Source organism: Xanthomonas sp. AC360 (assembly GCF_979258225.1).
The window spans coordinates 1,614,961-1,629,313 of the sequence record NZ_OZ409846.1; the positions used below are offsets into that span (position 1 = coordinate 1,614,961).

The 14,353-nt window shown below is 65.8% G+C and carries 9 protein-coding genes, 2 other RNA genes and 2 pseudogenes; 10 read left to right on the forward strand and 3 right to left on the reverse strand.

Going from position 1 to position 14,353, the window contains the following annotated elements:
• The first annotated feature begins 1 nt into the window (after position 1).
• The 6 genes from ACZZ0O_RS06780 to ACZZ0O_RS06805 all read left to right on the forward strand — a co-directional run bounded on the left by ACZZ0O_RS06780 (position 2) and on the right by ACZZ0O_RS06805 (position 5,386).
• Positions 2-574 (forward strand): YceI family protein, encoded by a 573-nt coding sequence (locus ACZZ0O_RS06780; RefSeq protein ID WP_055853781.1) that lies wholly within the window; start codon positions 2-4, stop codon positions 572-574.
• Positions 571-2,595: a phospholipase D family protein gene (locus tag ACZZ0O_RS06785; RefSeq protein ID WP_463590355.1), complete on the forward strand. Its 2,025-nt coding sequence runs from the start codon at positions 571-573 to the stop codon at positions 2,593-2,595. Before ACZZ0O_RS06780 ends, ACZZ0O_RS06785 begins: the two co-directional genes overlap by 4 nt.
• A gap of 72 nt (positions 2,596-2,667) precedes the next feature.
• A non-coding RNA gene (locus ACZZ0O_RS06790) (sX9 sRNA) lies at positions 2,668-2,741 on the forward strand.
• A gap of 245 nt (positions 2,742-2,986) precedes the next feature.
• Positions 2,987-3,415 (forward strand): hotdog fold thioesterase, encoded by a 429-nt coding sequence (locus ACZZ0O_RS06795; RefSeq protein ID WP_463590356.1) that lies wholly within the window; start codon positions 2,987-2,989, stop codon positions 3,413-3,415.
• 21 nt (positions 3,416-3,436) lie between these two features.
• Positions 3,437-4,336 carry a lysophospholipid acyltransferase family protein gene (locus ACZZ0O_RS06800; RefSeq protein WP_193552833.1) on the forward strand — a complete coding sequence of 300 codons (900 nt, stop codon included), beginning with the start codon at positions 3,437-3,439 and terminating at the stop codon, positions 4,334-4,336.
• A gap of 63 nt (positions 4,337-4,399) precedes the next feature.
• The gene (locus ACZZ0O_RS06805; RefSeq protein ID WP_115526710.1) at positions 4,400-5,386 is read left to right on the forward strand and encodes a YheT family hydrolase; all 987 of its coding nucleotides are present in this window, start codon (positions 4,400-4,402) and stop codon (positions 5,384-5,386) included.
• A gap of 3 nt (positions 5,387-5,389) precedes the next feature.
• Here ACZZ0O_RS06805 and ACZZ0O_RS06810 read toward each other — a convergent pair.
• Positions 5,390-5,466: non-coding RNA, sX9 sRNA (locus tag ACZZ0O_RS06810), on the reverse strand.
• A gap of 520 nt (positions 5,467-5,986) precedes the next feature.
• Here ACZZ0O_RS06810 and ACZZ0O_RS06815 point away from each other — a divergent pair.
• Together ACZZ0O_RS06815 and ACZZ0O_RS06820 are read left to right on the forward strand one after the other, a co-directional pair.
• Positions 5,987-8,060 (forward strand): annotated as a pseudogene (locus tag ACZZ0O_RS06815) (tetratricopeptide repeat protein).
• 951 nt (positions 8,061-9,011) lie between these two features.
• A complete protein-coding gene (locus ACZZ0O_RS06820; protein ID WP_463590357.1) occupies positions 9,012-9,623 on the forward strand; it encodes a YbhB/YbcL family Raf kinase inhibitor-like protein in 612 nt (203 codons plus the stop codon).
• Between the two features lie 721 nt (positions 9,624-10,344).
• Here the strand turns inward: ACZZ0O_RS06820 and ACZZ0O_RS06825 are convergent.
• Positions 10,345-11,042 (reverse strand): annotated as a pseudogene (locus ACZZ0O_RS06825) (META domain-containing protein).
• A gap of 249 nt (positions 11,043-11,291) precedes the next feature.
• Positions 11,292-12,086, reverse strand: coding sequence for an undecaprenyl-diphosphate phosphatase (locus tag ACZZ0O_RS06830; protein WP_055853755.1), 795 nt, complete (start codon positions 12,084-12,086; stop codon positions 11,292-11,294).
• Between the two features lie 224 nt (positions 12,087-12,310).
• Here ACZZ0O_RS06830 and glnA point away from each other — a divergent pair, with 224 nt between their 5' ends.
• The gene (glnA, locus tag ACZZ0O_RS06835) at positions 12,311-13,720 is read left to right on the forward strand and encodes a type I glutamate--ammonia ligase (RefSeq protein ID WP_115526715.1); all 1,410 of its coding nucleotides are present in this window, start codon (positions 12,311-12,313) and stop codon (positions 13,718-13,720) included.
• A 274-nt stretch (positions 13,721-13,994) separates the two neighbouring features.
• Positions 13,995-14,333, forward strand: a complete 339-nt coding sequence (locus tag ACZZ0O_RS06840) for a P-II family nitrogen regulator (protein ID WP_002808480.1) — start codon at positions 13,995-13,997, stop codon at positions 14,331-14,333.
• Positions 14,334-14,353: the final 20 nt, after the last annotated feature.

Here is a 14,353-nt window from a genome sequence, read left to right on the forward strand (position 1 = left end):
TGTGTCATCGTCGCTGCGCTGGTTTGCCTGGCTCGCGCTCTGGGTCATGTTTCCCTGCCTTGCACAGCAGAAAGTGCACGCCATCGACCCGGCGCAATCGCGCTTCGGGTTCGAGATCAAAACCCGCTTCGGTATGAAGATGGAGGGGTTTTTCCCGCGGTTTCGCGGTGAGCTGGTGGAGTTGCCCGATCGGCGCATGCAGGTGCGCTTCCGGCTGGACGCTACCCAGGTGGAGATTCCGGGCAAGGACCGCTACACCAGCTGGATGCGGGGCGAGGATTTCTTCGATGTGGCGCGCTACCCGGTGGTGGAATTCGAGTCGCTGCCCTATGCCGAAGAGGTGGTCAGGGGAGGGGGCGACATCACCGGCAACCTGACCATCCGCGGAATCACCCACATCGAGACCCTGCATGTGGCACCGGCTGAATGCGCGCGGCCGGGCTATGATTGCGACGTGATCAGTCGAGGTACGGTCCTGCGTGGACGTTACGGAATGAATGCGTGGCAGATGGCCCTGGGCGACAGGGTGACGTTCATTCTGCGTGGGCGGTTGCAGGAGGCGCGGCGCCCGTGAGGTTCCTGTTGAGGGTCCTCGTGCTGGCAACCCTGTTGCTCGGCACCGGATGCGCCGGCCTGTCGCAAATCGAACGCAACCGTGCCGCCGGCGTTGCCGCTGCGGCACGCAGCACCGTGGTGAGCTGCACCCAGGCCAATCACTGTGCCCAGCCCTCGCCGCTGCGCACCCTGGGTGGCGACGCCATCACTGCCTCCACGCCGGCCGCGCCGCGGCATTACGCCACCATCGTCGACCACGGCGAAGAATCGCTGGTCGCGCGGCTCAACCTGATTCGCAGCGCAACCCGCACTATCGACCTGCAGACCTACATTTTCGACAAGGACGACAGTGCGCGCATGATTCTGGATGCGCTGACCGATGCGGCACAGCGTGGGGTCAAGGTCCGCATATTGATCGATCAGCTGTCGGCAATCGCCGACCTGCAGATTCTCGGGGCGCTCGCCAGCACCCACGAAAACCTGCAGCTGCGCATCTACAACCCCACCTTCGGCAAGGTCAAACTCAACTACTTCGATTACGCCGGTAGCGTGGTGTGCTGTTTCCGGCGCTTCAACCAGCGCATGCACAACAAGTTGCTGGTGGTGGACGACGTACTCGGGGTGGTCGGCGGGCGCAATTACCAGGACGACTATTACGACTGGGACAGCGAATACAACTTCCGCGACCGCGACGTGATTCTGGCCGGCCCGGAAGTGCGCGCGATGGCGGCCAACTTCGATGCATTCTGGCGCGCGCGGCGCAGTGTCCCGGCCGAGCGCCTGAACGATGTGGGCAAGCTGCTGCTGGAACAGGGTGCACCGCAGATGCCGCCCGCACAGTTTCGCCGCCCGGATCGGGTGGCGCGGGTCGATCAGGAAGCGCGCGATCCGCAGTTCGTGCGCGACGCCTTCGTTACCCCGGCGATGTCGGTGCAGCGCGTGCTCTACGTGGCCGACCTGCCGCAAAAGCATCGCAAGGAACATGCCTCCAAAGCAGTGTCGACGGCGCCGGAGCTGGATAGCCTGATCGCCGGCGCACAGCAGGAAGTGCTGCTGCAAACGCCGTATCTGGTGTTGTCCGACGAGGCCCAGGCGATCTTCCGTGAGCTGCGCAAACGCCCGCAGCCGCCGCGCATCGTGGTGTCGACCAATAGCCTGGCGGCCACCGATAACCCCATCGTGTATGCGCTGTCGTACAAGTTCAAACGCCGCAACATGCGCGAGCTGGGTTTCAACGTGTACGAGTTCAAGCCGTTTCCGCTGGATGCGCCGGTGGATTACGCCAACCTGGTGCCGGACCCGCTCAATCCTGCCTCCGACATCAACGAAGACAATCGCCTGATCGGCGGCAGTGCGGCCGGCAATGCGGTGCGTGGCAGCAGCGGTGCAGATACCCGCAGTACTGGCGGCAGCGTGATTCGTGGCAGCAGTGGCAGCAGTGGCAGCAGTGGCGCCGGCCGTACGCCTGGCGGCAGCGAAGTCGATCGCCGTGTGCTGCGCACCGAAACCCGGCCCTCGTTTCTGGGAACGCGTGCGGTCAACAAACCGCTGCCGGTGACCCGCGCCGGTGCGCGCATGGGGCTGCACGCCAAATCGCTGGTGGTGGATCGGCGCATCGGCGTGATCGGCACGCACAACTTCGATCCGCGCAGCGAGAACTACAACACCGAAGCGGCGGTGGTGATCGACGATCCGCGCTTTGCGCAGGCGCTGGCGGCCAGCATCGAGCGCGATATGAGCCCGGAAAACGCCTGGACGGTGGCTTCGCGCGAAAAGCCGCCGGTGTTGAGCGGATTGAACTACAGCGTGGGCAAGGTCTCCGAAGCCTTGCCGGTGCTGGACTTCTGGCCGTGGCGCTACGCGACCAATTACGAGTTCCAGCCCGGCCCGGGCTGCCCGTTCCCGCTTAAGCGGCAGGACCCGCAGTTCCGGCAGTGCTATGTGGCAGTGGGCGATTTCCCCGAGGTCAACGTCGGCCCCAAATGGTTGCTGGTACGCATGCTGACCGCATTCGGCGCCGGCCTGGTGCCGATTCTTTGATCGACAGCTAAGAACAGCCAACAAAACGACTGTGCTAACCGCCAGGTGGGCGCGGCCTGCGCTCGGTGTGGCATGGACCACGCGTACACTCCGGCTCTGAGCGCGCCGTCCACGCCTTGACGACTGCTCGCTGCGGTTTGTCAGCCGCTCCAAGGCGGCAATGGTTCGACGGCGGCAAGCGGCGCGCTGTCGGCATGGCGTCGGACCACGCTGGCAGCCGCGCGACTCGTCCCGCCACTCCGGGGCAAGCAGCGACACCGACGATTGCAGTAGCCTTGAATCCACCAGACAGCGGCAGGCGTTGCACCAGTCGCAATCTCGCAGATGCTGTTGCGATTCCCGATTCCCGATTCCCGATTCCCGATTCCCCCCAAATCCCAAATCCCAGCCCATGACCTTCCGCGCTCCCGTCGATCTTGCTGTTCTCAACGCCTCCAGCCGAAATACCCTGATCGAACATCTGGGCATCGTGTTCACCGAGGCCGGTGACGATTGGCTGCGCGCCACCATGCCGGTGGACACGCGCACCAAGCAGCCGTTTGGCCTGCTGCATGGCGGCGCCTCGGTGGTGCTGGCCGAAACCCTGGGCAGCAGTGCCGGCAATCTGTGCGTGGAGATGACCACCCAGATGTGCGTGGGGCTGGAGATCAACGCCAACCATCTGCGCGCCTCCACCGAGGGCCTGGTCACCGGTACCGCACGCGCGGTGCATGTGGGGCGCAGTACCCATGTCTGGGACATCGTCATCGAAAATCCGGCCGGCAAGCGCGTCTGCGTCTCGCGCCTGACCCTGGCCGTGGTGGCGCGCAGCAATGGCTGAGCGCGCCTGGCAGCTGCATGGGTGGAACAGCGCCATCCGCTGCCGGCACTGCGCCGCGGCCGAGCTGCTGTCACAATAGTCGTGCCTTCTTCCCCCGTTACCGGTCCCGTTCGTCGAATGAGCGAGTCATCCCTGGACGCCACGCGCGATGCTGGCGGCCCGCTGCGTTGGTTCCGGTACCTGTACCGGGTGCCGCTGCTGCTGTTGCATCTGTCTGTGTTCCTGCCGATCACCATGCTGTGCGTGGTGACGCCGCCGCTGGCGCGCATCCGTACCGGCGCTGAGGACACCCTGGACGAGCTGATGATCCGCTGGTGGCAGGGCAACCTGATGCGCATTTTCGGTTTTCGTCTGCGTCGCTTCGGCACGCCGCTGTCGGGCGCCACCCTGTTCGTGGCCAACCACGTCAGCTGGGTCGATATCTCCATGCTGCACAGCCAGCGCGTGATGGGCTTTGTGGCCAAGCGCGAAATCGCCGGCTGGCCGCTGGTGGGCTGGCTGGCGGCCAAGGGCCAGACCATCTTCCATCAACGCGGCAACACCGAATCGTTGGGCGGGGTGCTGCTGGAAATGCTGCAGCGTTTGCGCAGCGGCAAGCCGGTAGGCGTGTTTCCGGAAGGGCGCACCCGCGGCGGTACCGAAGTGGGCCCGTTCCATGCGCGCATCTTCCAGGCGGCGGTGGAAGCCGGCGTGCCGGTGCAGCCGGTGGCGCTGCGCTACGGCACCCGTGGTGCTGCGCAGGCGGTGGTGGCGTTTGGCGAACGCGAAAGTTTCTTCGCCAACATCGTGCGCCTGCTCGGCGAGCCGTCGCGCCTGGCTGAAATCCATTTCCTGGAGCCGATCGGCGCGTTCGATATCGAAGGACGTCGCCGCCTGGCCGACACCTCGCGTCAACGCATCATCGCCGCGATGGAGTCCTGAGCCGGCGATGCGCGCGCTCATCCACCCTGCGGCCAGCGCTTTCGTGCCTGGCCCGATGAGCGCATGAACGCCTCCGACTTTCAGCCGCCGCGCTGGCTGCGCAATCCGCATGTGCAATCGGTGCTGGCCAGCAGCGGCTTGCGCCGGTTGCGCAGCCGCCAGTTGCTGAGCGCCAGCGGCGCGGTCACCAGCGAACATATTCTCGACGGCGGCGACGGCGTACGGCTGCAGGGCTGGATGAGCGTACCGCCCGGCGATACGCCGGTGCGTGGCACCGTGCTGTTGCTGCACGGCTGGGAAGGCAGCGCCGATTCCAACTACATGCGGCTGACCGCCGCGCGCCTGCTCGGCCTGGGCTACCAGGTATTCCGGCTGAATTTTCGCGATCACGGCGGCACCCACCATCTCAATGTGGACCTGTTCCACTCCGATCGCATCGACGAGGTGGTCAACGCGGCCGGCGATCTGTGGCGGCGCTTTCCCGCGCCGCAGCTGCTGGCGGCGGGGTATTCGCTGGGCGGCAACTTCGCGTTGCGGCTAGCGTTGCGGGCACCGGCGGCGGGCCTGCCGCTGGCGCGGGTGGCGGCGGTGTGTCCGTTGCTGGACCCGGCCGCCACCATGACCCAGCTGGAAAAAGGCCCGCAGTTCTACGACTGGTACTTCCGCCGCAAATGGCGCGAATCGCTGCTGCGCAAGCGCAAGCTGTTTCCGGACCAGCACGGCTACGACGACGCCACCCTGGCGCTGGACATGCGCGAGCTGATGGCCTGGCTGGCGGTGCAGCACACCGGCCACGGCTCGCTGGAAGCGTATTTCGACAGCTATTCGATCGCCGGCGAGCGCCTGGCCGGCCTGCAGGTGCCCTCGGACATCCTAATGGCCGAAGACGACCCGGTGATTCCGTTCGAGGACTTTGCCGGCTGGCAATTGCCGCCGCACGCGCATCTGGAAATCGCGCGCTGGGGCGGCCATTGCGGCTTTCTGGAGAATGCCCGCGGCGACGGCTTTGCCGAACGCTGGGTGGCCGAGCGGCTGGCCGCCGCTCTTTAGGGCGGCTAACAAACCTTAGCGAGCAGTGGTCAGGTGGCTGCGGACGGCGCGCTCAGACCCGGCGTGTACGCGTAGTCCATGCGGCACCGAGCGCCGGCCGCGCCTGCCTGGCGGCTGCACAGCAGTTTTGTTGGCTACCCCTACAGTCACGCCGAAAAGACATTCGTCTCTGGATGCCCTGGTCGCTGTTATATCAGCGGTTACAGGCGGTCTGTTGGCCTACTTAAGCTCGATCAGGCTCTACGCGTATCTGCAGACCGGCGAGATCCTGTTCCGTCCACGACTAGGACCGGCCTCCGTTGGTCCCCAAGCTGCGATCTGGTACACGGGGCATCTAGTCCTTGGGGTGCTCTGCGTGGCCTACGGCGCAAGCGTGCTGCGCCGGATGTCGGCACGCGTCTCAACGCCCGACCCGCGCGATCAATCGCTCTGAGAACCGCAATGGCGCTGGGTGCAGGGCCTTGCACAGGCGTTGAACTTCCACTTGAACGCCCAGCAGTCACAACGCGGGCGTGGCGATAGGTCGCAGCGTCCGTCGCACACCAAGCCGCCGTAGCGCGCATCGTTACAATAGCGGTTTGTCCGGGACACGCCGCCGCCATGCAAGACGCCATTCTTCAAGCCCTGCGCCGCAATGCGGCCGACGATGCGGTGGCGCTGGCCCGCGAGTGGGCGACCACCGCGCCCGATAACGCTGCCGCGCACCGCTGGCTCGGGCTGTCCTTGCAACAGCAAGGCCAACCGGCGCTGGCGCTGGCCAGCATCGAAACCGCGCTGACGCTGACCCCGGAAGACGCCGATCTGCACCTGCTGCACGCCGGGCTGCTGCTGGCCACGCGCAACCTGTCGGCGGCCGATGCCGCGTTGTCGCGCAGCACCGCGCTGGACCCCAACCAGTTCAACGCCTACGTGATGCAAGCGCATCTGGCGGTGGGGCGCGGCGATCTGGACGACGCCGAGCGACTGAGCCGTACCGCCGCACGCCTGGCGCCGGACCACCCGCAGCTGCTGGCGGTCGATGGCGTGGTGGAGATGCGTCGCGGCCAGAGCGACCGCGCGCTGTCGCTGCTGACACGCGCCGCCGAGCAGCTGCCGGACGACCCACGGGTGATGTTCGCGCTGGGCTTTGCGTATCTGCAGAAGGAACATTTTGCGTTTGCCGAGCGCGCGTTCGAGCGCGTGGTCGAGCTCAATCCGCCGGGCACCGCGCTGCGCGCCTTCATCGCTCAGCTGGCCCAGCGCCAGGGCCGTCTGGACGATGCGCTGACTGCGATGCAGGGCGTGCTGGCCCAGCCCGATGGCGACATCCCGGCGATGCGCCGGCTGGCCGGCGAGATGGAATTGCAGGCCGGTCGCCCCGATCAGGCGGCCGCGCATCTGCGCCTGGCGCTGGCCCACTGGCCGGCCGACCGCCGCACCTTGCATGCCTTGCTCACCGCCTGGGAGCGTCTGGGCGCGGTGGACGATGCGCGCGACACCCTGGATGCGGCGCTGGCGCACCTCCAGCAATGCGCACGATCTATGGCTGGCGCGGCTGGCGGTGGAGCCGGTCGGCGGGCCGCAGGCGCAGGCGGTGATCGAGCGCTGGCTGCTGGGCATGCCCGAGCACCTGCCCGCGCTGGAAGCGCTGATGCGCGTGCACGACATGCAGGGCCACGCCGAGGACGCGGAAATGGTGGCGCGGCAGATTGTGGCGGTGGAGCCGGGCCGCATCAGCGGCGAACAGCGCATCGTCGAAGCGCTGCTGGAGCGCGACCCGCCGGCGGCGATCGCCTGTGTCGAATCCTTGATCGAGTCGTTGCCCGCACCGCAGCAGACCGTGCTGCGGCCGTGGTTGGGTAATGTGCAAGACCGCGCCGGCCAGCCCGACGCCGCGTTGGCCACCTGGATGCAGTTCCATCGCGAACAGGCCCAGCACCGCCTGCCGTTGCCGCCGCAGGCTGTCAAACAGCCGATGCAGTGGCCGGCGTTGGGTAGCATTCCCGACACCGTTACCGCGCGTCCGCTGTTCGTCTGGGGCACCCCGGGCTCGCATGTCGAACGCCTGATCGCGGTGATGGACGCCGCCACCCCGCTGGTGCGCGGCGACCGTTACGGCGCCACGCCGCCGTCCGATGCGTTGCAGAGCTACCGCAGCGTCGAGCAATTGGTATCCGGCGAACTGGCGCCAATGGCCTTGGTGGAAGGCTGGAAAGCGCAGCTGCTGCGCCGCGGTATCGACGATGGCAATGTCATCGACTGGCTGCTGTGGTGGGACAACACCCTGCTCACCGCGCTACGCCCGCATCTGCCCGAGGGGCGCCTGGCAATCGCGCTGCGCGACCCGCGCGACATGCTGCTGGACTGGCTCTCGGCCGGCGCATCCGCGCCGCTGGCCGTGCAGTCGCCGCAGCAGGCCACCGACTGGTTGTTGGCGGCGCTGGAACAGCTGGCCGTGCTGCACGAACGCGATCTGTACCCGCACCGGATCATCCGCCTGGATGGCATCGAAAGCGACCCGCAGGGCATTTCCACCGCGCTGGAGCAGGCGTTTGGGCTGAACTTCCCGCTGGTCGAACCGCGCGGCCCGGCACGCCTGGCGTCCGGTCGCTGGCGCAACTATCGCGGCGTACTCGGCGCCCAGTTCGACCTGCTCACGTTGATCGCAGTGCGCTTCGGGTATCCGCAGGACTGACGCACGGCCTGTCGCTTACATCTCGCAGGCGCATTGCTTTCGTAGGAGCGGACCTGGCCGCGATGAGGCGTTACCGATACCGGTGAAGCCCATCGCGGCCAGGTCCGCTCCTACGGATGTCCGGATGTCGCGATGCGTGTGGACGCGGGCGGCGGATAAAGCGGGCTACGGATAACGATGGCAGCGATCCGCGCTGTAGCGGTGACAGTAGCGCTGACACAGGTACGACTGGTGTGGTGTTCGCCGCGGCCGCGCTGCTCGCCATGGCATCGACGGAAAATCTTGAGCACTGACCAGCACACCGCCTGCCGCTTACATCCCGCAGCCACAGTGCTGTCGTAGGAGCGGACCCGGCCGCGACGAGGCGTTACCGATACCGGTGAAGCCCATCGCGGCCAGGTCCGCTCCTACGGATGTCCGGATGTCGCGGTGCGCGTGGACGCGGGCGGCAGATAAAGCGGGCTACGGATAACGATGGCAGCGATCCGCGCTATAGCGGTGACATAGGTACGGCTGGTGTGGTGCTCGCCGCGGCCGCGCTGCTCGCCATGGCATCGACGGAAGATCTTGAGCACTGACCAGCACACCGCCTGCCGCTTACATCTCCCAGCCACAGTGCTGTCGTAGGAGCGGACCCGGCCGCGATGAGGCGTTACCGATACCGGTGAAGCCCATCGCGGCCAGGTCCGCTCCTACGGATGTCCGGATGACGCGGTGTGCGTGGATGGCGGGCTACAGATCACATGTGCGCGATTAACGATGCATGCGATCCGCGGCACTGGAGTGACATGCGGGTGGCCGGCATTGCTAGCCCAGGCCGCACGACTTGCTGCACGGTCAACTGTTTCGCAACGCATGCACCCAACCGCGCCACACAAGGTTCCATCGCGACCGCTTCCGCTGCCGTGCCAATCCAGGCAGGCTGAGGGCTTCGATCCACGGAGACTTTGCATGCGTCTGACCAGCAACAGCATCGAAAACGGCAAGCCCATCGCGGTGGAATTTGCTGCCGGCACACCGGACGGCTTCGCGCCCAACCGCAACCCGCACCTGGCCTGGAGCGATGTTCCGCCAGGGACGCGTTCGTTCGCGCTGCTGTGTCTGGACCCGGATGTGCCGACGGTGCCGGAAACGGTGGGGCGCGAGGATGTGCAGATCCCGGTCGAGCAGCCACGCGCCGATTTCGTGCATTGGGCGATGGCCGATATCCCCGCCGACGTGCACGAGATCGCGGCAGGCAGCTGCAGCGACGGCTTTGTGGCCAAGGGCAAGCAGCAGCCGGCCGGCCCTGCCGGCGCACGCCAGGGCCTGAACTCCTATACCCAATGGTTTGCCGTCAACCCCGACATGGCCGGCGACTATCTGGGCTATGACGGCCCGTATCCGCCGTTCAACGACCTGCGCCTGCACCGCTATTTCTTCCGCGTGTTCGCGCTGGATGTGGCCACGCTCAGCCTGCCCGCCACCTTCACTGCCGCCGATGTGCTGTCGGCCATCCAGGGTCACGTCCTGGCCGAAGCGGCGCTGCATGGCACCTACACGCTGAACCCGTCGCTGCGCTGAGCGCAGATCGGCACGACCGCATGGCCGCCAAGCCGTGCGGTCATCGCGGTACCGACCATCAAGAAAGCTGCAAGCGCCGCAGTCGCACGTTGTGTCCGGGCGATCCGGCCGACGTGCGGCTGCTCAAGGCCCGCATGGAAGCGCGCAAAGATCGGCTTCCGTCTTAGCAGAGCGCTCCCGGAAGAGGTGCGTAGATGCCCGTCAAGCGCAACCACAGCGCGCATTGATCTGATGCATGCGTTGACTGGCGGCTGAGCATCATCGTGGATGGAAGCCGATCCGCTCACACACGCGTGGTACGCGCGGATGTGCTCAGCCCGTAGTTCTTTGCGGCGAGCCGGGGTGCCGACGACCGAGTCTTGATACCGTGCGACGCGGAAGCCAAAAAGCGAATCCGGCATGGCGTCTGCACCAGGCGACGATGACCGGGCCGCTGCTGTGACGGCACCCAGCTGGCCAACCGTTGTGCTCAGCCCGTAAGTTCTTTGCGGCGAGCCGGGGTGCCGGCGACCTGGTCTTGATGCCGTGCGACGCGGAAGCCAAAAAGCGAATCCGGCATGGCGTCTGCACCAGGCGACGATGACCGGACCGCTGCGGTGACGGCACCCAGCTGGCCAACCGTCACTCGCGTTGCAACGCAGAGCGCGTCAACGCTGCCGATGCGCCAATCGCTTCATCAATCGTGCAACGCGCGACGATTCCCAATTCCCAATTCCCCGCGCTAGCCGCTCGCCTCAATCATCTGATCCAGCACATACACCGGTGCACCGTCCGTCCCGGTCGCAGCCGGATAGCGGGTGACGCGCAGCAGGGTGCGGATGCCGGCTTCGTGTTCGAAGCCTTCGATCGTGCCGTCGAAGGTTTGCCAAGACGCGGTCGCAGGCTGTCCATCGGCGCGCCGGCGAACAACAGGCGGGTGCCGTCGCTGCGGGTCAGGGTCAGCCGTGGTGCGGCTTGCGCCGTGTCCAGCGCCACCGCAAAACGGCCGGACAACAGCTCGCTGGCAGCGCGTTCCTGCGTCATCTTTTGCGGCTGCGCGCACAGACGTTTGCTCGATACCACCCGGCCGATCTGCAGCTGCGCCGCGGCCACGCTGTAATTAGCGCCCAGCGCGTTGCAGGTCTGGCTGACCTGGATGCGTTGATCGCCGAAATCCAGCTGCAACGGCGCGCTACCGGCCACAAACAGGCTGCGCAAGGCGGTGCCGTGCGCATCGCTGGCCTGCTGCAGTTGCCAGTGTTGTGCCTGCAGGGCGGCCCGCAACGGCGCGTTGTCGCTGACGGGTGCTGTCGCTGCGGTCGAAGCGGCAGTTGCGCCCGATCCGGAACCGTCGGCACCGGGCACAGCGGGTGTCGCGCCCGAGCCGCAGGCCGTCACGCCTGCCGCCAGCAGGGCTGGGGCAAAGAACACGGCACGCATCGGCGGCTCCCGGTGGTCAAGGCCTCAGTGATACCGCCAGCGTGCGGCCAGGGCAATGACCGCCGTCACTGCCCGGCAACGTGCCGCCGATGCGCGTCTGCACAAACGCGCCATCGGTTGCCTTGGCGAGTGAGCGCCGCCCGCCGCCGGCAGAGCGGCTTGGACGGGGCGCCAGCGACAACTGCTGCCGCCCGCCGGTGGCCGGCCAGTAACAATCGGTGCACGGGCAGGGCGTGACGTTGTCGCGGCTCAGGCCGCGGCCGGCAACCACAACAGCAGGGCCGCGCCGAGCACGATGCGGTACACCGCAAACACCGTGAAGCGGTGCTTCTTGATGTAGCCCAGCAGCCACTTCACCACCACAAAACCGGTGATGGTCGCTGCCACGAAGGCCACTGCCACATCGGTCCAGTTCTCACTGCCGAACCCGCCTTCCTTGTACATCTCCAGCAGCGCGTAACCGCTGGCCGCGAACATGGTCGGGATGCCGACCATGAACACGAAATCCGCTGCCGCCGAGCGCTTGCTCAGGCCCAGCAACATGGCCAGGAAAATCGCCGAGGCCGAGCGCGAAGTGCCGGGGAACACGCCGGCCACCACCTGCGCCAGGCCCACGGCGATGGCGACTTTCCAGGTCACCACATCGCGCTCCGGCAACTTGCCGGCAAAGTGCTCGGCCACCAGCATCCACAGGCCGCCGATCAGCAGCGCCCAGGCCACCGGATGCACGGTTTCCGGCAACTGCCAACCGGCCTTGCGTACGATCAACCCGACCACGGCAGTGACCATGAAGGCCACGCCGATCTTGAGCACATAGTCGCGGTTGGCACGCTCGCCCAGCCCGGTGGCCAGGCTCCACAGCTTCTGCCGCAACGCCAGGCAGATGGCCAGGATCGCGCCGGCCTGGATGACGATATTGAAGAAGTCAGAACGGCGTCCGAGCCATTGTTCGGCGATCAACAGGTGGCCGGTGCTGGAGATCGGCAGAAATTCGGTCAAGCCTTCGAGAATGCCCAAGAGCAGGGCGGAAATCAGATCGGACATCGGACGAGAGGGGAGGATTGGGGGAGGCGTCAGGATAGTGCATTGCGACATGCACCATATCGGTGCACCATCAATGCAGATAGCACCAATAAGGTGCTATCGCGTGTGTAGCGGTCTCAAGTGATGCAAGCAAAATCAACGACTTGTGAACGTCGGTGGTTTGGCATGGTCCCTGCTGTAGTACCGCCCACGATCCACTTCACTCCAATCCGAGGTTTCTTCCGATGTCCGTGGAAAACGTTGAAAAGCTGATCAAGGACAACAAGGTCGAGTTTGTCGACCTGCGCTTCGTCGATATGCGTGGTGTACAGCAGCACATCACCTTTCCGGCCAACATCATCGAGCCGGCGTTGTTCGAAGAAGGCAAGATGTTCGATGGCAGCTCGATCGCGGGTTGGAAGGGCATCAACGAGTCGGACATGGTGTTGCTGCCCGACGCCGGCACCGCGTATCTGGATCCGTTCTTCGCCGATCCGACCATCGTGCTGACCTGCGACATCCTCGATCCGGCCACCATGCAGAGCTATGAGCGCGACCCGCGCGGCATCGCAAAGCGCGCCGAGGCCTACCTGAAGTCCTCCGGCACCGCCGACCAGGCCTTCTTCGGCCCGGAGCCGGAATTCTTCATCTTCGATTCGGTCCGCTTCGCCAACGACATGGGCCACACCTTCTTCCAGGTGGGTTCCGAAGAGGCCGCCTGGAATACCGGTGAAAAGTATGACGGCGGCAACAGTGGCTATCGTCCGGGCGTGAAGGGCGGCTACTTCCCGGTTCCGCCGACCGACACCCTGCACGACCTGCGTGCGGAAATGATCAAGACGCTGGAACAGGTCGGTATCGAAACCGAAGTGCACCATCACGAAGTGGCCACCGCCGGCCAGTGCGAGATCGGCACCAAGTTCAGCTCGCTGGTGCAGAAGGCCGACGAACTGCTGACGATGAAGTACATCATCAAGAACGTCGCCTACCGCAACGGCAAGACCGCCACCTTCATGCCCAAGCCGATCGTCGGCGATAACGGCTCCGGCATGCACGTGCACCAGTCGCTGACCAAGGGCGGCACCAACCTGTTCGCCGGCGACGGCTACGGCGGCCTGTCGCAGATGGCGCTGTGGTACATCGGCGGCATCTTCAAGCACGCCCGTGCGATCAATGCATTCGCCAACTCCGGCACCAACAGCTACAAGCGTCTCGTGCCGGGTTACGAAGCGCCGGTGATGCTGGCTTATTCGGCGCGGAACCGCTCGGCCTCGTGCCGCATTCCGTGGGTCACCAATCCGAAGGCGCGCCGTATCGAAATGCGCTTCCCCGATCCGTTGCAGTCCGGCTACCTGACCTTCACCGCGCTGATGATGGCCGGCCTGGACGGCATCAAGAACCAGATCGACCCGGGCGCTCCGAGCGACAAGGATCTGTACGACCTGCCGCCGGAAGAAGAGAAGTTGATTCCGCAGGTCTGCTCCAGCCTGGACCAGGCACTGGAAGCGCTGGACAAGGATCGCGAGTTCCTCAAGGCCGGTGGCGTGATGAGCGACGACTTCATCGACGGCTACATCGCGCTGAAGATGCAGGAAGTCACCAAGTTCCGTGCGGCAACGCATCCGCTGGAATACCAGCTGTACTACGGCAACTGAGTTCCACCGCGGTGATGGCGGAGGCCCCCCCTCCCACCTCCGCCATCGCCGCACATGTTCGATGGCTCCCTGGCACCGCCATGGAGTCGAGGGGTACGAGAGAGCACACAGTTCGCGGCGCGCGGGCCTGACCTCTCCCACGAGGCGGATGCATGGCATCCGTCGGGGTCTGCGCGATCCGCGAACGATTGGATGCCGGGGTTGGCATCCAGGTGACTGACACCGCCGGGCGGCGCAATGCCGGCCGGTTCCTTCCACCTTTCGGGGTATGCGCATGAAATTGATCACCGCCATCATCCGGCCGTTCAAGCTCGACGAGGTCCGCGAGGCCCTGTCCGCCGCTGGCGTGTCGGGTATCACCGTCACCGAGGTCAAGGGCTTCGGGCGTCAGAAAGGCCACACCGAGCTGTATCGCGGCGCCGAGTACGTCGTGGACTTTTTGCCCAAGATCAAGATCGAGACGGTGGTCACCGACGATCGGCTGGACGCTGTGGTCGAGGCGATCCAGAACGCGGCCGGCACCGGCAAGATCGGCGACGGCAAGATCTTTGTGACTGCGATCGAGCAAGTGGTGCGGATCCGCACCGGCGAAATCGGCGCCGATGCGCTCTGAGTCCCCCACCTCTGGAGGTC

Coding starts and splice junctions, on each gene's coding strand:
- ACZZ0O_RS06805 (WP_115526710.1), top strand. CDS start 4,400: ATGAACGCCTCCGACTTTCAGCCGCCGCGCTGGCTGCGCAATCCGCAT.
- glnA (WP_115526715.1), top strand. CDS start 12,311: ATGTCCGTGGAAAACGTTGAAAAGCTGATCAAGGACAACAAGGTCGAG.
- ACZZ0O_RS06830 (WP_055853755.1), bottom strand. CDS start 12,086: ATGTCCGATCTGATTTCCGCCCTGCTCTTGGGCATTCTCGAAGGCTTG.
- ACZZ0O_RS06795 (WP_463590356.1), top strand. CDS start 2,987: ATGACCTTCCGCGCTCCCGTCGATCTTGCTGTTCTCAACGCCTCCAGC.
- ACZZ0O_RS06840 (WP_002808480.1), top strand. CDS start 13,995: ATGAAATTGATCACCGCCATCATCCGGCCGTTCAAGCTCGACGAGGTC.
- ACZZ0O_RS06820 (WP_463590357.1), top strand. CDS start 9,012: ATGCGTCTGACCAGCAACAGCATCGAAAACGGCAAGCCCATCGCGGTG.